The following is a 19,936-nucleotide window of genomic DNA, read 5'->3' on the forward strand; positions in this document are numbered from 1 at the left end:
GGCGTGGGGAGCCGACCTCGGCGGGAGCTCCGCGTGAAAGGATGACGTCATGCCGCGAACCCCGATGGCGCTCCTGTCGCCCGCAGACCAGGCACGACTCCGCGCTCTTCGACGGATGAAGGCGGTGGCCCTCGGGGCCCTGATCTTCATGGCCGTCGTGTTCATCATCGCGTTCGCCTTCCAGGAACGACAGCCGTGGTTGGCCTACGTGCGCGCCGCCGCGGAGGGCGGCATGGTGGGCGCTCTCGCCGACTGGTTCGCCGTGACGGCCCTGTTCCGCCGGCCGCTCGGTCTGCCCATTCCGCACACCGCGATCATCCCCAATCGCAAGGACGAGATCGGCCGCACGCTGGGCGAGTTCGTCGAGACCAACTTCCTCGAAGCGAGCGTCGTGCGCACCAAGCTCGCGAGCACGGCGATCGCGAAGCGCGCCGGGGAATGGCTGCGCGAGCCCGCCCACGCCGAGCGCGTGGCGGCCGAGGGTGCGACGATCGCGACCGCCGTGCTCAACGCGCTGAGCGACGATGACGTGCGCGACCTCATCACCGACCTCGCTCGCGAGCACCTCGTCTCTCCCGAGTGGGGCCCGCCCGCCGGCGCCTGGCTCGAGAAGATCGTCGAGGCCGGCGCGCATCACGGCGCGGTCGACCTCGCCGCCGACAGCATCGGCCGCTGGCTGGATGCGAACGCCGAGTCGTTCTCAGGACTCATCTCGCGGAGGCTCCCGGGGTGGGTGCCGAAGCTCGCACACCGATTCGTCGACGACACCGCCTACAACGAAGCGGTCAAGTTCGTGCGCGCCGTGCAGGCCGATCCGCAGCATCCGGCCCGCATCGCCGTCGACGGCTACCTCGCCCGCCTCGCCGACAGTCTGCAGAACGACCCCGCGACGAGGGCCAAGCTCGAGAACGCCAAGGCCTCGCTGTTCGACAGCCCCCGCGTGGGCGCCCTCGCGGCCGAGGCGTGGAACACGGCGAAGAACGGCCTGCTCACCGCCCTCGCAGACCCCGAGAGCGGACTGCGCGTGCGCGCGGCTCAGGCTCTGCAGGAGGTCGGCGACAGGCTCACGACGGATGCCGCGCTGCAGCACCGCGTCGACACCTGGGTGTCGGATGCGGCCGTGTTCCTCGTCGACCGTTACCGACACGACATCGCGTCGATCATCACCGACACCGTCGAGCGCTGGGATCCGGTGGAGACGACCGAGAAGATCGAGCTCATGGTCGGCCGCGACCTGCAGTACATCCGCCTGAACGGCACGTTCGTCGGCGCCCTCGCGGGGCTGGCGATCTTCACGATCGCGCACCTGCTCATCCCGGGGGTCTGACACTGCGGATCGTGCTGTCGAGCACGCACGCGCGACGCGCACCGGCTCGCCGATCGCCCGGCGTCTGGCGCGCGGGATCGACGTGCTCGTCAACAACGCCGGCTATGGCCTGATCGGCGCGGTCGAGGAGGCATCCGAAGAAGACGTGCGCGCGATCATGGACACGAACCTGCTCGGCCCGCTCTGGCTCAGCCAGGCCGTGATCCCGATCATGCGGCAGCAGGGAGGCGGACACATCGTTCAGATCTCGACCGTCGGAGCGGTGGGCACGATGCCGATGCTGGGTCTCTACAACTCGACCAAATGGGGGCTCGAGGCCTTCAGCGAGGCGATGGCCGCGGAAGTGCGACGACGACGAGCAGCGGACCGAGCTGTTCGGCACCGCCGAGGTGCCGTGGCCCGCAGGCGAGTCGGCCGGCGGCACGACACCGGCGGATGCCGCGGCCGCGATCCTCGAGCACGTCGCCTCCACCGACGACGAACGCCTTCGAGTGCTGGTCGGCGACGACTCCCGCACAGGTCGCCGCCGCACTCGAGCTCAGACGACAGGACTACGAGCACGATCCCCGGTTCGTGGTCGGGTAGCGCTCCGTGCGAGCATGGGCCCATGACCAGGCTCTTCACCCTCACCGTGGACGGCGAGACCTTCGACGTCGACCGTGACGGGGACTCGATCCAGTACTCCTGGGTCAGCGGCCCCCTCCCCGGCTACGGATTCGCGGCCGGTCGCTCCGACGGCGCTGCGCCCACCGACGACGAGGCCGTCGCGTTCATCCGGGGGTTCCTGGCGTCGATAGACCCGGCGACCGGATACGTCGCCGAGTGACGCCTCAGGCTCCCGGCTCGCCCGCCGGCTCCCACAGCCACCGGCTCCCGTCCTCGACGAAGCGCCACTCCTGACGGGGCTCCTCCCACTCGCGCATCGCGTCGGTGAGCCACACCGTGGAGTCGGGCGCCCACCCGCCGATGACCGTCGCTCGCTCGTCGTCGACCTCGATGAGGCGCGTGGCCGCCGAGAGGTATCCCAGAGTCGTGAGATGCACGGCGTCCCACCGCTCGGCCACGCGCTCCCAGTCGGGGATGATCCAGCGTCCGCCGCGTCCCGTCACCCGGAACCAGTCGTGGCGACGAGATGCCGTCACGTCCGTCGGGAACTCCCGGCACAGCTCGGCCCAATCGTCAGCCGAGGCCACCTCGAGGATCCGGCCGGTCCCCCGCACGGGGATCACGGTCGCGACCTTCCAGCCGAGCGAGTCCTCCACATACTGCAGCGCGTCGATCGCGTGGGCGCGAGTCGTCCGCAGCTGCCACGGAACCGACCACCACGACCCCGAGAAGTTCGCGCTCGGATCCGAGGGGCGATCGTGCGACGCCTGCTTCTCCTCTTCCCGCAGCTCCTGCGACCAGGCCGCGAGAACGGATGCCGGATCACGGTCGAGCGGCGCTCCGTCAGACGCCGGCCGCCAGTCCACCGCCCACTGCGTCGGCGAGAACGGTGCGGTCAGGTGCGGCATCGCCGAGACGAGTCTCTCGGCGACGAGGCGCAGCGCGTCGTGCACCTCGGGCAGCGCAGCCACCGCATCCGTGCCGTCCGGCTCCTGCCAGTACCGCGCGTGGTCGACGGACTCGCCCATGGCATCGCGCACGGCTTGCTCCGAGGGCAGGGGAAGATCGGCGCGCCGGATCAGATCGGCGACCTCGGCGGCAGAGAAGGTGGGGTCCGCGACGGGCTCACTGTCGTCGGTGCCGAATCGGATGATCGTTCCCGGACTCGGATCGAGCTGGTGGCCGAGCCAGAACACCGCGGTCCTCAGTGCATCGTCGGCGTTGCACACGAAGGCGAGGCACAGACGACGCCCCCGAGGCCCCTGCAGCAGCTGGTCGACGATGCTCATGACGCGCTCAGTCCGCCGAGGGCGCCGACTCGCGGATCGCCGCGCGAGCCACGTCGATCACGTGCATCACGCCGATGACGTCATCATGCGTGTGCACAGGGGACTCCACTCGTCCCTCCGCGACATACGAGGCCAGCGCGGTCGCCTGGTACCCGAGGCCGTCGTGGACCGCCTCGAAGCGGTCGTCCGAGAAGGTGGCCGTCTCCGACGAGCCGAAGCCGCCGAGGGTCACGCTGATCGACGAGGGACCGAAGAACGGGCTGCCGATCTCGATGCGGCCGCGCGAGCCGAGCACTGCGGCCGTCACGGGCATCGCCGTCTGCAACGACGTGCTGGCGAACGCCCGGGCACCGGAGGCATACGACAGCAGCAGGTCGGCCCGGACATCGACCCCACCCGGCCCGCTGTCTCCCCGGGCCACGATCTCGGTGGGCGCGCCGAGAACCGACGATGCGAAGGAGATCGGATACACGCCGGCGTCGAGCAGCGCGCCTCCTCCGAGCGCCGGATCCCAGAGGCGATGCTCGGGCACGTAGGGCATGGTGAAACCGAAGTCGGCCGTGACCAGACGGAGGTCACCGATCACACCGTCGGCGAGCACCGTGCGCATGACGTCGGTCTGCGGCAGATACCTGGTCCACATGGCCTCCATCACCAGCACGCCGGCCGCGCGGCCGGCATCCGTGATCTCGCGGGCTTCGGCCGACGACATCGCGATCGGCTTCTCGATGAGCACGTGCTTGCCTGCCGCGATCGCCGCGAGAGCCTGATCACGGTGCAGCGGATGCGGCGTCGCGACGTACACGACGTCGATCTCGGGGTCGCTGACGAGAGCGTCGACGCTCGGCAGCACTCGTGCGATGCCGTGTTCGGCGGCGAAGGCCTCGGTCTTGCCGCGATCACGCGCGGTGACAGCGACCGCCCGCTGCTCGGTGTGGGCATGGATCGCGTGCACGAACTTGCCGGCGATGCCCGTGCCGATGACACCCCAGCGCAATGCGGGAACGGTCGTCGGATCGGGCAGAGACGGAGCAGGGAGGGTCAGCGACATTGATGAGCCTTTCGGTTCTCGGGGGATTCCCCCAGCGTAGACATCGCCGCTCGGACGACCGCGCGGCGGCACCGACGTGTCGCGCATGGATCGTGTGAACCGAATCGACGACGTGCAGGCGTCACCGCGTGGCGAGGGCCGCCAACATCTCCAGGACGCACAGGGCGGCCAGCCGCACCGTGCGCATGTCATCCGTGTCGGCGGTGGCGTCGACCTCGGCGATGTCGGCGCTGACCACGCGCGGGTCGGCCACGGTCGCGCGCACGAGTGCACGGAGCTCGGTCGCGGCGAACCCGCCCGGCACGCTCGCCGGACACCCGGGGGCAGCCGCGCGGTCGGCCGCATCGACGTCGACATCGACATGGATGCGGGCAGCCGGCCCCGACCCCGCGATACGCGCCGCTTCGGCCACGACGTCCGGAATCCCTCGGCGCCGCACCTCGTCGAGGGTGATGACGCGGATGCCCCACTCCGCGGCGCGCGCGGCATAGGCCGCGGAGTTCGCGAAGTCGGCGATGCCGATCTGGACGATCCGCGACGGGTCGATCCGCTCGCCCTCCGGGGCGTCCTCCACGAGCCGTCGCACCGGCGATCCGTTCGACACCCCGTCACGCAGATCGAAATGCGCGTCGATCGTGATGAGACCGGTGGCACCCGCTCCCCGCGCCACCGGATAGGTCAGCGCGTTGTCGCCACCGAGAGCGATCACCAGACGGGAGGAGTCAGCGAGCTCGCGCACCCGCGCGACCGTCGAGGCGATGCCGTCGTCGCCGTCGGGCTCCGAGATGTCGCCGGCGTCGAGCACGCGCAGTGCTGCGGCGAGATCCACCACCGGCGGCCCCATGAGCGTGGCGCTGTAGCGGGTCAGGGCGTCGCGAATGGCCGCCGGCGTCGCGTGGGCGCCGGTCGGTGAGAGCGAGGTGCGCCACGTGGGAACACCGAGCAGCACGGCATCCGCGTCATCCCGACCTTCGAAAGAGGGCCACGACCCCGCGCGCGGCCACCGATCATCGTGTGAGAGAGCCATGATCCTCCGTTCCGGTCGTCGGGGCGTCGAGCATCGCGACGCCCTCTTTCCAGACCTGCTGCACGAGGGGCACCCCCGGCCGGTACGCGAGGTGAGTGCGTGTGGTGGCGTTCAGCAGCACGACGTCGGCGCGCGCCCCCGCCGCGATCACTCCGATGTCGTCTCGTCGCAGGGCGCGGGCGCCGCCGGCCGTCGCTGCCCACACGGCCTCGGCGGGAGTCATGCCCATGTCGCGGACCGCGATCGCGATGCAGAAGGGCATCGACGAGGTGAAGCTGGAACCCGGATTCGTGTCGCACGCGATCGCGACGGAGACGCCCGCGTCGATCAGACGACGCGCATCGGGATACGGCTGTCGTGTCGAGAACTCCACCCCGGGCAGCAGGGTGAGCACCGTGTCGGAGGCCGCGAGCGCCAGGACATCGGCTTCGGTCAGATAGGTGCCGTGGTCGACGGATGCCACCCCGAGCTCGACCGCGAGACGCACCCCGTCGCCGGGGCCCAGCTGGCTCGCGTGCACCCGCGGCTGCAGCCCCTTCGCGATGCCGGCCTCGAGGACCCGGCGGGACTGCTCGACGGTGAAAGCGCCGGTCTCGCAGAACACGTCGATCCACTTCGAATGCGCGACGCAGGCGTCGAGCATCGGTCCGATCACGAGATCGACGTAGGCATCCGCGCGGTCGGCGTACTCCGCGGGGATCACGTGCGCCCCCAGGAACGTCACCTCCGGGGTGACCTCGGCGGCCAGACGCACCAGCCGCTCCTCGTCATCGATGCTCAGTCCGTAGCCGCTCTTGATCTCCACCGTCGTGGTGCCCTGGGCGATCATCTCGTCGACGAATCCGCGCAGGCGTGCGCGCAGTTCGTCGTCGCTGGCCGCCCTGGTCGCGGCGACGGTCGAGCGGATGCCGCCGGCGGCATACTTCTGCCCCGCCATGCGCGCCTCGAACTCAGCAGCGCGATCTCCGCCGAACACCAGGTGGCTGTGACTGTCGACGAACCCCGGAATCACGGCGTGACCGTGGGCGTCGACCGTCTCGTCGGCGGCCGGCGCGTCGAGAGCGGATCCGACCCACGCGATGCGTCCAGCCTCGACGAGCACGGCGGCGTCGTGAAGCGTTCCGAATCGGTCGTCGTCGCGCGAGCCGACGTTGGTCGTCAACTCGCCGATGTTCGTGATCAACAGGGCACTCACAGCATCGGCACCTTCAGGCCGCGCTCGCGGGCGACGTCGCGGGCATGCTCGTAGCCGGCGTCGACGTGGCGCATGACTCCGGTGCCGGGGTCGTTGGTGAGCACGCGTTCGAGCTTCTCGGCGGCGAGCGCCGAACCGTCTGCGACGCTGACCTGCCCGGCGTGGATCGAGCGGCCGATGCCGACGCCTCCGCCGTGGTGCAGCGACACCCACGACGCGCCGGATGCCGTGTTGAGCAGCGCGTTGAGCAGGGGCCAGTCGGCGATCGCATCCGAGCCGTCCTTCATGGCCTCGGTCTCGCGGTACGGCGAGGCCACGGAGCCGGAGTCGAGGTGGTCGCGACCGATCACGATCGGAGCCGCCAGCTCGCCCGAGGCCACCATCTCGTTGAACTTGAGCCCCGCCAGATGGCGCTCCTTGTATCCGAGCCAGCAGATGCGGGCGGGCAGACCTTCGAAGTGCACGGTCGAGCCGGCCTTCTCGAGCCAGCGATGCAGGGCCTTGTCTTCGGGGAAGAGCTCCGCGATCGCACGATCGGTCTTGTAGATGTCCTCGGGATCGCCCGACAGCGCCGCCCAGCGGAACGGGCCGCGCCCCTCTTCGAACTGGGGACGGATGTACGCCGGCACGAAGCCAGGGAACTCGAAGGCGCGATCGAAACCGCCGAGCTGCGCTTCGGCACGGATCGAGTTGCCGTAGTCGAAGACCGCGGCCCCGGCATCCTGGAACGCCACCATCGCCGCGACATGCTGCGCCATCGACTCGCGCGAGCGCCGGGTGAACTCCTCGGCATCCCGCTCGGCCTCGGACTTCCACTCGGCGACCGTCATGCCGACCGGGAGGTAGGCGAGCGGGTCGTGCGCGCTGGTCTGGTCCGTGACGACGTCGATCGGCACGCCGCGGCGCAGCAGCTCGGGGAACACCTCGGCGGCGTTGCCGACGACACCGACCGAGAGCGCCTCTCCGGCCTCCTTCGCCGCGACGGCACGGGCGACCGCGGCATCGAGGTCGGTCGTGTACTCGTCGAGGTAGCCGTGCGCGACCCGGCGTGCGAGGCGTGACTCATCGACGTCGACGATCAGCACGGCGCCGTCATTGAGCGTCACCGCGAGCGGCTGTGCGCCGCCCATGCCACCTGCACCGCCGGTCAGCGTCAGGGTTCCCCTGAGCGAGTCCTTGCCGAGCGATCGCGCGACCGCCGAGAACGTCTCGTACGTGCCCTGCAGGATTCCCTGGGTGCCGATGTAGATCCACGAACCCGCGGTCATCTGGCCGTACATGATCAGGCCGAGCTCTTCGAGCTTGCGGAACTCGGGCCACGTGGCCCAGTCCCCCACGAGGTTCGAGTTGGCGATCAGCACCCGCGGCGCCCATTCGTGTGTGCGGAAGACGCCGACCGGCTTGCCCGACTGCACGAGGAGCGTCTCGTCAGGCTCGAGCTCGTCGAGTGTGCGGACGATCGCGTCATATGCCTCCCAACTGCGCGCGGCCTTGCCCGTGCCTCCGTACACGACGAGGTCTTCGGGGTGCTCGGCGACCTCGGGGTCGAGGTTGTTCATCAGCATCCGCTTCGCGGCCTCCGCACCCCAGCTCTTGGCCGTGCGCTGGTTGCCGCGGTCGGCCCGGACGATCCGGGAGGTCGTGTCAGTCATGCGCGTGCTCCTTTGCGATGCGTGCGACGGTGCCGGACTGCACGAGTGCGGTCACGGCTTCGATGTCGGGTGAGAGGAAGCGATCGGGCCCAGGGCCCTCCGCCACGGTGCGCACGAGGTCGCGCACAGAACCGGTGGCTGGCCCCGGGGTGAGCGGCGACCGCAGGTCGAGCGCGCGAGCGCCCGTGAGGATCTCGATCGCGAGCACGCGACCGAGACCGTCGATCGCACGACGGAGCTTGCGGGCGGCCGCCCACCCCATCGACACATGGTCCTCCTGCATGGCCGACGACGGGATCGAGTCGACGGATGCCGGCACGGCCAGCCGCTTGAGCTCGGAGACGATGCCGGCCGCGGCGTACTGCGCGATCATGAGGCCGGAGTCGACGCCCACCTCATCCGCGAGGAAGGGCGGCAGTCCGTGGCTGCGTGCGGGGTCGAGCGCACGGTCGGTGCGGCGTTCCGACACCGAGGCGACGTCAGCGACCGAGATCGCGAGGAAGTCGAGCACGGCGGCCACGGGCGCGCCGTGGAAGTTGCCGTTCGATTCGATGCGTCCGTCGAGCGTGATGACGGGGTTGTCGATCACACTGGCGAGCTCACGATCGGCGATCATCGCCGCGTGCGCCATCGTGTCGCGCGCGGCTCCATGCACCTGGGGCGAGCAGCGCAGCGAGTAGGCATCCTGCACCCGACCGTCCTCCGGCCCCTTGTGGCTGTGCACGATCGGCGAGTCGTGCAGGAACGCCCGCAGGTTCGCCGCCGACTCCGCCTGCCCCGACTGCGCACGCAGCGCCATGAGATCGGCGGCGAAGACGGCGTCCGTCCCGAGCTGCGACTCGACCGACATGGCGGCGGCGACATCGGCCGTCAGCAGCAGCGCCTCGAGATCGTGCAGCGCCAGCACGAGCATCCCGAGCATCCCGTCGGTGCCGTTGATGAGCGCGAGCCCCTCTTTCTCGACCAGCGTGAGAGGCTCGATGCCGGCGGCGCTCAGCGCCTCGGCTGCCGGCACCAGCGTGCCCTCCGCATCGCGCACGTCTCCCTCGCCCATCGAGGCGAGCGCAATGTGAGCGAGCGGCGCGAGGTCGCCCGAACAGCCGAGCGATCCGTACTCGCGCACCACCGGCACGATGCCGGCGTTGAGCAGCGCGGCGTACGTCTCGACGACGATCGGGCGCACGCCGGTGCGACCGGATGCGAGAGTCTGCAGCCGCAGCAGCTGCAGGCCGCGCACGACCTCGGCCTCGACCTCGGCACCCGTGCCTGCGGCGTGCGAGCGGATCAGGCTCGCCTGCAACTGCAGCCGACGATCCGGCGCGATGAAGGTCGTGGCGAGTGCGCCGAACCCGGTCGAGACGCCGTAGTGCGGATGCGGGTCTGCGGCGAGCCCGTCGATCACGCTGCGGGTCTCGGCGACCCGCGCGAGGGCGTCGGGGCTGATGACGACGCGGGAGCCGTGCCGGGCGACGGCGACGACGTCGGCAGGGCTCAGCGGGGAGGCGCCGACGAGAACGGAATGCGGATCACTCATGTCTTGATTCCACACCCCCGAGCGCCCCTGCATCAGGGGGTCGTGACATGCTGTGTCTGTGATTCCAGACAGTGGCCGCCCCTCAGACTCCCCCGAGCCCCAGGTTCCGGCGGCCGACCAGACCCTGCGCATCCTCCGCTACCTCGCCGGTCGGCCGGCCCCGGTCGCCGCATCCGCGATCGCCCGAGAGCTCGGCCTGCCCCGCTCGACCGTTTACCACCTGCTCACGACTCTCGCGGCGCACGGATTCGTGATGCATCTGCGTGAAGAGCGCCGGTGGGGACTCGGCACCTCGGCCTTCGAGCTGGCAGGAGGCTATTCGCGCCAACAGCCGCTCGCACGGTTGGGGAGGCCGCTGATCGCCGCGCTGTCCGACCGCCTCGGCGAGAGCGCCCACCTCGCCGTCATGAGCGGCGGCGACGTGCTCTACATCGTCGAGGAACGCGCGCCGCGACGCCCGGCCCTGGTCACGGATGTCGGCGTGCGGCTGCCCGCGCACCTCACGGCATCCGGGCGGGCCATGCTGGCGGCGCTCCCCCGCGAGCAGGTGCGGGCGCTCTACCCGAGCGCGTCGTCGTTCCCCGATCGCACGGGCCTCGGTCCGCGCACGCCCCGCGCGCTCCGCGAGGTGCTGCGTGAGGTGCGCGCCCGCGGCCACGCGATCGAAGACAGCGAGGTCGCCAACGGGCTGCGCTCGGTCGGCGCCGCGGTGCACGATCACACCGGATGGCCGGTCGCGGCCGTCGCCGTCACCTGGGCGGGCTCCGACGTCGATGAGCGGGTGCTGGCGGATGCGGTGCGTGACACCGCCGCAGTGCTCGAATCGCGATTGGCCCGCTGACCGCGTCGCTACTCTGTGAGCATGCACTCGCCACTGACTGTGACATCGCGCGGCCGTCGCCGCGCCCTCGCCGCAACCGCGTTCGGCCTCGCTTTCACCGCAGCCCTGGCCGGGTGCGCGTCCGAGCCTCCCGAGCCGCCCGCTCCCTCGACCGACGCGGCCGCGCCGACGCCGTCAGCGTCCCCGACCTCTGCAGCGACCGAGGCCACCGTGGCGGGCTACGCACCCGGCCAGTTCCCGCCCGTTCCGCTCTTCGTGCTTCCCGACCTCGCCCTGCTCGACACCTCGGCCTCGGCCTTCACGATCGAGGTCAACGAAGCCCTCGCCGACCTCCCGGGTGTCACAGCATCGCCCGCGCATTGCGACGCCGACGGCACTGTGGTCTCGGGCACGGGCACGGCGTACCTGTACGGAGACGGATCAGGCACGTTCACGGGTCCTGACGGGTCGGTGCAGAACTTCGGCGACGGATCGGGCACCTCGACGATCAACGGAGTCACGATCCAGAACTTCGGCGATGGCGCGGGCAACTACACCGACGGCACGGTCACGATCCAGAACTTCGGCGACGGGTCGGGCAACTACACCGACGCCTCCCGCACCGTGCAGATCTTCGGCGACGGATCGGGCAACTACACCACGGGTGAGGTGACCATCCAGAACTTCGGTGACGGGTCGGGCAACTACACGGCGGGCGGGGTCACGATCCAGAACTTCGGCGACGGGTCGGGCAACTACACCGACGGCGACATCACCATCCAGAACTTCGGCGACGGCACTGCCCTCGTGAACGAGAAGATGATCGACGCCGAGCCGCTCCCGCCGGTACCCGAACTCGGGGTCTTCCCGCCGCTCGGCGCTCTCGCGCCCGCCGCCTCGTGCGGCACGACGCTCACGTTCGAAGACGGAGTGTTGTTCGACTTCGATCGCAGCGACATCCGGCCGGACGCGGCGGCGACGCTCGATGCGGTGGCCGAGGTGTTCACGTCGCTCGATGTCGCCGAGGCTCAGGTGAGCGGCCACACCGACGCGATCGGGTCGGATGCCGAGAACCAGGTGCTGTCCGAGCAGCGAGCATCGTCGGTGGTCGAGGGGCTCCAGGAGCGAGGGGTCACGACCGACCTCACCGCCGAAGGGTTCGGCGAGAGCCGTCCGGTCGCCGCGAACGAGATCGACGGTGTCGACAACCCGGCCGGCCGTCAGCTGAACCGCCGGGTCGAGATCTTCATCCCCGCCGCGCTGTAGGCGGTCATCGCGCATGCGAGAAGGCCCCGGGCGCGAGCCCGGGGCCTTCTTCACGGTGTGGACCTAAGGGGATTCGAACCCCTGACCTCCTCGATGCGAACGAGGCGCGCTACCAACTGCGCCATAGGCCCGTGAACCTCGTCTACGTTATCACGCTCGACGAGGTGTCCGCGTCACCCGGGCGTCACCCGGCAGCGCGCTTGGCGAGCAGGTCGCGCACGTGTGCCTCGATCTCGGCGTCGTCCACGAAGCCCATACGCGCGTACGGCGACGAGGCCGCCGGCAGTTGCACCGGCGCACTGGGAGCCATCTGCTCGGCCCGCTCGCGGAGCTCGGCGAGACGCGCGGCCTTGCGACGCTCCTCCTGCGCCTCGATCTCGGCGCGGGCGGCCTGAGCCCGCGATCCTGCGACCGACATGAGCGGCTCGGGAAGCGGACGCGGAGTCCACGTCGCGGGGCCCTGATCGTGCAGCGCGGGCGCGACGCGCGGTGCCGGAGCCTCGGCGACCTGAACCGGTCGACGAGCCGCACGGGTGGCGACGGCGGCCATCCGCTGCAGCACGATCGCCGCACCGACGGTCAGCGCACCGCCGACCCAGATCAGCAGCTGGGTCTGCGCGACGATCAGCTGCCAGACACCGAGGCCGACGATCGCGAGTCCGATCACCGAAAGGGAGGTGGCAGTCACCCGCACTCGACGACGCGCACGCGCCTGGCGGATGACGGGGTCGGCCCTGGTCGCCGCGAGCTCCTGACGGAGTGCCTCGAGCTCTGCGGCCTCTCGCTCGGACTGCACGCGCTTCGCCAGCTTCTGCTGCGCGAGCGCCGTGCGAGCGTTGAGTTCGAGGCGCACCTCATCGGGGGTCTCGCTCGTCTCAGCGAGAACACGGAGGGCCTGATTGAGTCGGACTGCATTGCGTTCGGCAGCGTCGTACTGGAACCGGCCGCGCCAGGAGGGCAGCAGATAGAGCATCCACAGGAGCGCAGCGACGAGCACGATCACTCCCCCGCTCAGCACCGGCCCATCCATGTCCCCAACGGTACGGGAACTGGGGCGGCGACGAGGCTCTGCGCGAGCGCGTGTCGCGACGAGTTCTGCGTGCGGCGTCGATCAGATGATCATGCGATCCGCAGGCGGGATCGTCGCCGCATCCGGCGGCACCTGCCCGCTCACCCACCGCGCGAGCACGCCCTGCGGCACATCTTCTCGCGTCAACGCGAACGCATAGTGGTCCCGCCAGTCGCCGTCGATGTGGATGTACCGGCGGCGCAGCCCCTCATAGCGGAAGCCGAGCTTCTGCACCACGCGCAGGCTCGCGGCGTTCTCGGGTCGGATGCAGATCTCCATGCGATGCAGTGCATACTCCGTGAAGCATGCGTCGGTCGCGAGAGCGACCGCGGTCGGAGTGATCCCCTTGCCGGCGAACCGCTCACTCACCCAGTATCCGATCGTGGCCGAGCAGAGCGAACCGCGCGCGACACCCCAGACGTTGAGCTGACCCGCGATCTCGCCGTCGTACTCCATGACGAACGGGTAGCCGGCACCCTCTTTGTACTGCTGCAGCAGCCGACGGATGCTGACGCGCATGTCGAACGACACGGACCCGTAGGGCACGGTCGCCTCCCACGGCTGCAGCCACTGCCGGTTCGAGAGCAGCTCATTCTGCAGCGCGCGAGCGTCACGAGGGCGCACGAGACGCAGCTCTATCGCGCCACGCCGCATCCCCGTCGCCAGTTCCATTCTGCGTGCTCCCCGCAGCCGTGACGCCTAGAGGCGCTCCGCGAACTCCTTGAGCCACGGACGCAACTCGGTACCCAGATCTTCGCGGTCCGAGGCCAGCTGCACGATCGCCTTGATGTAGTCGACGCGGTCGCCCGTGTCATAACGACGTCCGCGGAACACCACTCCCACCACTCCGGGGCCGTCGGGATCGGTCGCCAGCACCTGCAACGCGTCGGTCAGCTGGATCTCGCCACCCTTGCCGGGTTCGGTGCGCTCGAGCTCCTCGAAGATCGAGGCGGGCAGCACATAGCGGCCGATGACCGCGAGGTTCGACGGTGCGTCTTCGACCGGGGGCTTCTCGACGAGCCCGGTGACCTTGACGGCATCCGAGCCCTCGAGCGGCTCGACGGCCGCGGCGCCGTACATGTGGATGCTCGACGGGTCGACCTCCATGAGGGCGATCACGGCAGCACCGGTGCGCTCGTGCTCGGCGATCATCTCGGTCAGCAGGGGGTCGCGCGCGTCGATGAGGTCGTCACCGAGGAGCACCGCGAACGAGCTGTCGCCGACGTGCGTGCGAGCGCGCAGCACCGCGTGCCCGAGGCCCTTCGGCTCGCCCTGACGCACGAAGTGGATGTCGGCGAGGTCGCTCGACTTCATCACGTGCTCGAGGCGCCCCATGTCGCCCTTCTCCGTGAGCTTCACCTCGAGCTCCGGTACGGAGTCGAAGTGATTCGAGATGGCGTTCTTGTTGCGACCGATGATGACGAGGATGTCGTCGATCCCTGCGTCCGCCGCTTCTTCGACCACGTACTGGATCGCCGGCTTGTCGACGACAGGCAGCATCTCCTTCGGCATGGCCTTCGTCGCGGGCAGGAATCGCGTCCCCAGTCCTGCAGCGGGAATGACAGCTTTGATCTTCTGATGACCCATCCCCACAGCCTAGCGGTGGAGCCGCCGTAGACTCCTAGGCATGGCGAACGACGTCGAGCACGAGAAGCGCGCACTGCGCGCCGAACTCCGAGAGCGACGGCAGCTGCTGAGCGAATCGCAACGCGACGCCCTGGCCGTGTCCCTCACCCAACGCCTCGACCAGCTGGTCGACTCGCTCGGCGCGCGGTCGATCTCATGCTTCCTGTCGACGACCACCGAGCCCGACACGAGGACCTTCGTGCGTGATGCCGTGCGCCGCGGCATCCGGGTGCTGCTGCCCGTCACCCGCGCCGACGGCCTGCTCGACTGGGCCGTCGCGACCGACGACGACGAGATCGCCGAAGGACTCTTCGGACTCCCCGAGCCGACAGGCGAGCTGCTGGGGCCCATCGCGGTGAACGATGTCGACCTGATGATCATCCCCGCAGCGGCTGTCGACCGGGGCGGGATGCGCATGGGCTGGGGGCGCGGCTACTTTGACAAGACCATCGGATCCATGCAGAAGTGCCCTCCGGTCTACGCGGTCATCTATGATTCCGAGGTACTCGATCTCCTGCCGAGGGAAGTGCACGATCAGCCGGTGACCGGCGTCGTGACCCCCACGCAGACCCTTCTCCTGTCGCCGACCCGGCGCTGACCCCCGAGGACCCTATGCCCACCTATGCCTATGCCTGCCGCTCGTGCGGCCATGCCTTCGACGCCGTGCAGAGCTTCGCCGAAGACGCACTGACCGTCTGCCCCGAGTGCGGCGGCGAACTGCGCAAGCAGTACGGCTCGATCGGCGTCACCTTCAACGGCTCGGGCTTCTATCGCACCGACTCGCGCGCCGGCTCCGCGGGATCGTCCGCAGCCCCGACATCATCGAAGTCAGAGTCGTCGACGAGCTCGAAGCCTGCGCCCGCGCCCGCGCCCGCGACGACGACCGCATCCTCCTGACGCACCTCACACTACGGAGACTCATCATGCTCAAAGGTTTCAAGGACTTCCTCCTCCGCGGCAATGTCATCGACCTGGCTGTCGCGGTCGTCATCGGCACCGCGTTCACGGCCATCGTCACCGCGGTCGTGAACAGCCTCATCACCCCGCTGGTCTCGCTGTTCTTCGAGGCGGATTCCGCCGGAAACTTCGGCCCGACCGTCACGAACATCTACGGCAACGAGGTCACGTTCCCGCTGGGCGACCTCGTGTCTGCGCTCATCAGCTTCCTCGCCGTCGCCGCCGTCGTCTACTTCGTCTTCGTGCTGCCCATGAACACGTTCAAGGCGCACGTCGAGGCCCGCAAGGGAACCGCGGCGGAAGAGCCTGCCGAAGAGCCGGCCGCCGCCACCGAGACCGAGCTGCTCATCGAGATCCGCGACCTGCTCGCGAAGCAGCAGGCACCGCGCGACTGAGCAGCGCCGCGGTGGCGATGCCACCGCTCGAGTTCCGGTCAACCGCTCGAGATCCGTACCGAATCGCTCCGATTCTCCGGATCTCGGGCGGTTTGCCGTTTCTCAGCAACCTGCGCGCGAGTGCGACGCGCAGCGCTCAGTAGTGCGGAGGCACATCCTGAATGAGCCTGTCGTCGTTCGGCCCCTTCGCCCCACGGGGCGTGGATGCCGGGGGCTTCTCCCCCGCGGAATGCTCGGGCGCGGGGTCGGTGCCTTGAACCGGCGTCAGACGAGCACGCCGAGAGCCGGCCACCCGCACCACCCTCTGACGAGGAGCCGAAGAGGATTCGTCGTCGGTCATCCGTGCGGGTCGTCGAGGTCGAGTGGCTGCGTGTCGTTGTCGGCGCGCACGGCGGATGCCGAGATCCCGAGCACCTCGGCGATGCGCGACGCGACGGTGGCCGGATCGCTGTACAGGTCGAAGGCGTGCACCCGCACATAATGCCAGCCGAGGCGGCGCAGGACGTTCGGGCGCAGGCGCAGCGTCTCGCGCAGCGATTCGCCTCGCGACTCGGGATCCGACTCGATCACGACCGCCTTGCCGGCGTGCTGGGCGACCAGGGGCAGCAGGCCGCGGTAGTCGACGTCGACCGCCGCGCCGAGGCGGCGCAGCTCGCGCGCGAGCGCGAGCGTCAGCGGGTCGGCCAGGTCCTCGAGCCGTGCCTCACGGCCACGAGCTGCCAGGCCGCCGAGGATCGACATCAGCGTGGCTGCGCCGTATTCCAGTCGCCCGTCGTCGAACGCGGAGGGTCTGATCGACGAGACCATCACCATCGAGCGGCGCGCACGGGTCATCCCGACCGTGAGCAGGCGCTCTCCGTCGGATGACGAGAGGTCGCCGAAGTCGCTCAGCACACGGCCGTGCTTGGTCAGCCCGTATCCGAGTGAGAAGATCACGCGGTCGCGGCTCTCGGCGACCGACTCCTCGAGCGTGAGCACGGCCAGCGGTTCGGCGGTGTCGCGACCCACGAAGTCCGCGACGTCGGACCGCCCCGCGAAGGCGGAGGTGACCGCGGCGCGCACACGCTCGGCGTGGCGGCGGCTGGCGGTGACGACCATCAGCGACTCGCTCGGACGATGCACGGCGTGCTCGACGACCAGGGTCACCACGCGCGCCACTTCGGCGTCAGGGCTCTCGACCGCGCCCGAGATCGGATCCGGGGCGCCGGTGCCTCCCTCGACGTAGTCGACGGTGAGGCTGCCCCGGCCGAGGTAGGAGCCGGCCCACGGCAGCGAGACGATCTCCCCGCCGTAGAACGCATCGTTGATCAGCTCGGCGAGGTCTTCGCCGCCTGCCCGATAGCTGCGGGTGAGCGTCATGACGGGAAGAAGCTCCGAGAGCCGCTCGAAGACCGAGACCTCGTCGAACGGCACCTCCGGCTCCCATTCCGGGTCAGTGCCCACAGCCACATCGAAGGCGGTCGGTCGCTGGGTCACCGGATCGCCGAACGCCACGACCTGTCGTGCGCGGCGGATGGCAGGGGCTGCCTCAGCCAGGTTGATCGCTGCGGCATCCACCAGCAGAACCGTGTCGAACTCCACCGAATCGGGGATCTCGGGCACGAGATACGGTGAGGAGATCCACACCGGAGCCAACACGCCGACGAGCGTGGGGGCGGCGCTGACGATCTCGGCCGTCGTCGTGGACTTCTGTGTGAGCGCCTTGCGCAGATGCTGCGATTCTTCGGGCTCGTCGACGATGGCGATCTTCCACTGATTCGCGAGCTGCCACGCGAGCAGCGGGCCGGCCATAGCCGCGTGCGCCTCATCGACGAGACGGAAGTCCCGTTCGAGCCGGTCGACGACGGCGGTGTTCGCGCCCAGCAGCGCCCTGTCATCTTGCAGAGCGCGCTCGAGGAGCGACTGCCACCAGGCGAACTCGAGCTCTTCGCCCACCTGAGCCTCGGAGACGTGACGGACCGAAAGCTCGGTGAGCAGCGGCTCGAGCCCCAGATCAGCCAGGCGATCACGCAGCTCGGCTCGCTCGACGAGGTTGTCGAACACATCGGACTTGGCCGCGAGACCCGCGAGGATCCGCACGAGGCGGGCGACGGGAAGGGATGCGAGCGGCTCGCGTCTGCCGAGAGCCGCATCGAGCTCAGACAGCTCGGCCACCGCCCGCTGCCACGCGGCGTAGACATCGGCCAGGCCCAGCGGGATCTCGGGAGCGACGCCCGCCTCGACGCAGCGCTGCCACTGCGTGCGCTGCGTCTGGATGCGCAGCAGCGATTCGTGCATCTCGGTCACGTGCACGCCGGGTCGCACGTATTCCTTCGCCAGGCGGCGCAGCCGGCGACGGTTGGCGCTCGACATGCCTGGTGCGTCACGACGAGAGCCATGGGCCTGGATGAGCTCGCCCAGCGGGCGCTCGAAGACCGTGGGGCTGAAGCGGTCGAGCGAATCGCGGATGCCCTGCAGAAGCCGCAGATACTCGCCGAGCTCGTCGATCGTGGCGAAGGGCCGCATGTGCGTCTGCGCGATCAGTGCATAGCCACGTTCGAGCAGCGCGGGCACACTGTCGGAGTGCAACCGGCCGGCGAGCTGATGCGCGGAGCGCGCGGCATCCGTGCTCGAGAACGTGGCTCCGTACCAGGGCGAGTCATCGGGGCCGAAACGGAACTCTCCCAGACGTGCGGCCTGGGCGAGGGCGTCGGCTGCCTCTGAACGATCGCTCGCCAGTCTGCGCAGCGTCTCGGTGCTGAGCCGAGCGGTGGTCGACGGCGGCGTCGGCAGCGATGCGAGCCGAGTCAGCTGCCGTGTGGCGTCGAGCACCGACGAGCCGGTGCCGGCGACGGGCGCGGTCAGAGCGCGACGGTAGTCGATGAGCACGCTGCGCAGTCGCACGAGCGCGTCGTCGACGTCGCTCACCTTCGGGGCGGATGCCTTCTCGTTGCGACCGATCGCGCGCACCAGATCGCGGCGTACGCTCTGGCTCGATATCGCCAGCCCGTCGAGCCCGATGCCCGCGAGTCGGTGACGCACGCCGTCGAGCGTCGAGCGTCGGGCCGAGACCACGAGCACCCGCTTGCCCGCTCGAACGAGTTCGCCCACGGCGTTGATGACGGTCTGCGTGCCGCCGGTGCCCGGCAGCGTCGCGACGGTGATCGACTGCCCGGCGGCGATCCGGGCGAGCACCGCCTCCTGCTCGGCATCGGCATCGAGCAGAAGATTGTCGGATGCCGGTGTCCGGTCGTCTGGCCCGACGTGATGCGGCGCCGGATGACGCGTCGAGACCTGCTCGCGGTCGCCGACGTGTCCGGCGAGCGCGTTCAGCACCGCGTGGTCGAGAGTGCCGCCGTCGCGCGACATCGATCCGCCGACATCGGCGAAGGTCGACACGACGAGGCGGGGCACCACCGTGAAGGTGTCGATCGAGCGCGTCGTCGCGCGCAGGCTGTCGATCACCGGCTGCGGCTTGAACACGCCGCCGTCATACGCGAGCGAGGCGAGGGCGGCCGCATCGATCGTGATGCCGAAGTGCTCGCGTGCGATGCGCACGAGTTCGGGATTCACCTCGAACACACCCTGCAGCTTGAGCTCGAAATCCGTGTGGTGGCGGCGGATCGCGAGGGGACGCAGCAGCACGGGCGCCGAGAAGTCGGCTCCGCCGATGCGCCATCCGGCCACGCCCACGGCGAGGTGCACGGCCTCGATTCCTCGCACGGTGCGCAGCTCGGTGTTCTTCGCGGTGATGCGCTCGGCCGCGAGTCGCGCGGTGCGCAGGCCCACCTCGTCGCGGAAGAGATTGGAGAGAAGGGTCGATTTGCCGGTGATGAACTGCGGCAGGCTGCCGGGGTGCGCCTTGGAGATGTCGATGCCGGACTCGACGGTGTCGCGGAAGGTGACGAGCGGCGACGCGCCGCCCAGATCAGCGGCCTCGGCACGCAGACGGGTGCGTTCCGCCTCAGCCGCATGCGCGACCTCGATGCGCGCCGGGGTCACGTGCAGCCCGCCCAGGTCTACCGGGGCATCGTTCGCTGCGTCCGCAGCCTTGCCATCACGTCGCCACACCCTCACACACTATGCGCGTCGCGGTGCGTCGTCGGTATCCCTGGCGGGTTTTCGCCGGATTTCCGGCTGTCG

General features: G+C 69.7%; 17 protein-coding genes and 1 tRNA gene. 7 read left to right on the top strand and 11 right to left on the bottom strand.

All coding sequences use genetic code 11. The features are described from left to right. Positions 1-49: 49 nt before the first annotated feature. Positions 50-1,327 (top strand): DUF445 domain-containing protein, encoded by a 1,278-nt coding sequence (locus tag AC3WS6_RS14620; protein ID WP_492501765.1) that lies wholly within the window; start codon positions 50-52, stop codon positions 1,325-1,327. Positions 1,328-1,409: 82 nt separating this feature from the next. Continuing rightward, positions 1,410-2,153, top strand: coding sequence for an SDR family NAD(P)-dependent oxidoreductase (locus tag AC3WS6_RS14625; RefSeq protein ID WP_492501766.1), 744 nt, complete (start codon positions 1,410-1,412; stop codon positions 2,151-2,153). Between the two features lie 4 nt (positions 2,154-2,157). On the opposite strand, the gene AC3WS6_RS14630 is transcribed toward AC3WS6_RS14625, so the two are convergent. The 6 genes from AC3WS6_RS14630 to hutH form a co-directional block, all read right to left on the bottom strand. Further along, the gene (locus tag AC3WS6_RS14630; RefSeq protein WP_492501767.1) at positions 2,158-3,222 is read right to left on the bottom strand and encodes a hypothetical protein; all 1,065 of its coding nucleotides are present in this window, start codon (positions 3,220-3,222) and stop codon (positions 2,158-2,160) included. 7 nt (positions 3,223-3,229) lie between these two features. Then, positions 3,230-4,273, bottom strand: a complete 1,044-nt coding sequence (locus tag AC3WS6_RS14635) for a Gfo/Idh/MocA family protein (RefSeq protein WP_492501768.1) — start codon at positions 4,271-4,273, stop codon at positions 3,230-3,232. A 121-nt stretch (positions 4,274-4,394) separates the two neighbouring features. Beyond that, positions 4,395-5,300 (bottom strand): arginase family protein, encoded by a 906-nt coding sequence (locus AC3WS6_RS14640; protein ID WP_492501769.1) that lies wholly within the window; start codon positions 5,298-5,300, stop codon positions 4,395-4,397. After that, positions 5,281-6,495 carry an imidazolonepropionase gene (gene hutI / locus AC3WS6_RS14645; protein ID WP_492501770.1) on the bottom strand — a complete coding sequence of 405 codons (1,215 nt, stop codon included), beginning with the start codon at positions 6,493-6,495 and terminating at the stop codon, positions 5,281-5,283. The genes AC3WS6_RS14640 and hutI overlap by 20 nt, the downstream gene beginning before the upstream one ends. Continuing rightward, the gene (gene hutU, locus AC3WS6_RS14650; protein ID WP_492501771.1) at positions 6,492-8,147 is read right to left on the bottom strand and encodes a urocanate hydratase; all 1,656 of its coding nucleotides are present in this window, start codon (positions 8,145-8,147) and stop codon (positions 6,492-6,494) included. The genes hutI and hutU overlap by 4 nt, the downstream gene beginning before the upstream one ends. After that, positions 8,140-9,681: a histidine ammonia-lyase gene (hutH, locus tag AC3WS6_RS14655; protein WP_492501772.1), complete on the bottom strand. Its 1,542-nt coding sequence runs from the start codon at positions 9,679-9,681 to the stop codon at positions 8,140-8,142. The genes hutU and hutH overlap by 8 nt, the downstream gene beginning before the upstream one ends. Positions 9,682-9,733: 52 nt before the next feature. On the opposite strand from hutH, the gene AC3WS6_RS14660 reads away from it, so the two are divergent. Further along, positions 9,734-10,522, top strand: coding sequence for an IclR family transcriptional regulator (locus AC3WS6_RS14660; RefSeq protein ID WP_492501773.1), 789 nt, complete (start codon positions 9,734-9,736; stop codon positions 10,520-10,522). Between the two features lie 21 nt (positions 10,523-10,543). Then, a complete protein-coding gene (locus tag AC3WS6_RS14665; protein WP_492501774.1) occupies positions 10,544-11,767 on the top strand; it encodes an OmpA family protein in 1,224 nt (407 codons plus the stop codon). A gap of 58 nt (positions 11,768-11,825) precedes the next feature. On the opposite strand, the gene AC3WS6_RS14670 is transcribed toward AC3WS6_RS14665, so the two are convergent. From AC3WS6_RS14670 to galU, 4 genes are all read right to left on the bottom strand, one after another. Continuing rightward, a tRNA-Ala gene (locus tag AC3WS6_RS14670) sits at positions 11,826-11,898 on the bottom strand. Between the two features lie 53 nt (positions 11,899-11,951). Beyond that, complete coding sequence (locus AC3WS6_RS14675) at positions 11,952-12,797, bottom strand: hypothetical protein (protein WP_492501775.1); 846 nt, start codon at positions 12,795-12,797, stop codon at positions 11,952-11,954. Positions 12,798-12,878: 81 nt separating this feature from the next. Continuing rightward, entirely contained in the window at positions 12,879-13,508 is a 630-nt protein-coding gene (locus AC3WS6_RS14680; RefSeq protein ID WP_492501776.1) for a GNAT family N-acetyltransferase, read from the bottom strand. A gap of 27 nt (positions 13,509-13,535) precedes the next feature. Continuing rightward, entirely contained in the window at positions 13,536-14,423 is an 888-nt protein-coding gene (galU, locus tag AC3WS6_RS14685; protein ID WP_492501777.1) for a UTP--glucose-1-phosphate uridylyltransferase GalU, read from the bottom strand. Positions 14,424-14,463: 40 nt separating this feature from the next. On the opposite strand from galU, the gene AC3WS6_RS14690 reads away from it, so the two are divergent. From AC3WS6_RS14690 to mscL, 3 genes are read left to right on the top strand one after another with little or no spacing between them, the layout of a single operon-like run. Further along, entirely contained in the window at positions 14,464-15,060 is a 597-nt protein-coding gene (locus tag AC3WS6_RS14690; protein WP_492501778.1) for a 5-formyltetrahydrofolate cyclo-ligase, read from the top strand. 14 nt (positions 15,061-15,074) lie between these two features. After that, a complete protein-coding gene (locus tag AC3WS6_RS14695; protein ID WP_492501779.1) occupies positions 15,075-15,359 on the top strand; it encodes an FmdB family zinc ribbon protein in 285 nt (94 codons plus the stop codon). A 26-nt stretch (positions 15,360-15,385) separates the two neighbouring features. Then, complete coding sequence (mscL, locus tag AC3WS6_RS14700) at positions 15,386-15,814, top strand: large conductance mechanosensitive channel protein MscL (RefSeq protein WP_492501780.1); 429 nt, start codon at positions 15,386-15,388, stop codon at positions 15,812-15,814. A 336-nt stretch (positions 15,815-16,150) separates the two neighbouring features. Here mscL and AC3WS6_RS14705 read toward each other — a convergent pair whose 3' ends face one another. Further along, positions 16,151-19,864 carry an AAA family ATPase gene (locus tag AC3WS6_RS14705; RefSeq protein ID WP_492501781.1) on the bottom strand — a complete coding sequence of 1,238 codons (3,714 nt, stop codon included), beginning with the start codon at positions 19,862-19,864 and terminating at the stop codon, positions 16,151-16,153. Positions 19,865-19,936 lie beyond the last annotated feature (72 nt).

Source organism: Microbacterium sp. EB106-03-03-XG65, from assembly GCF_058791955.1.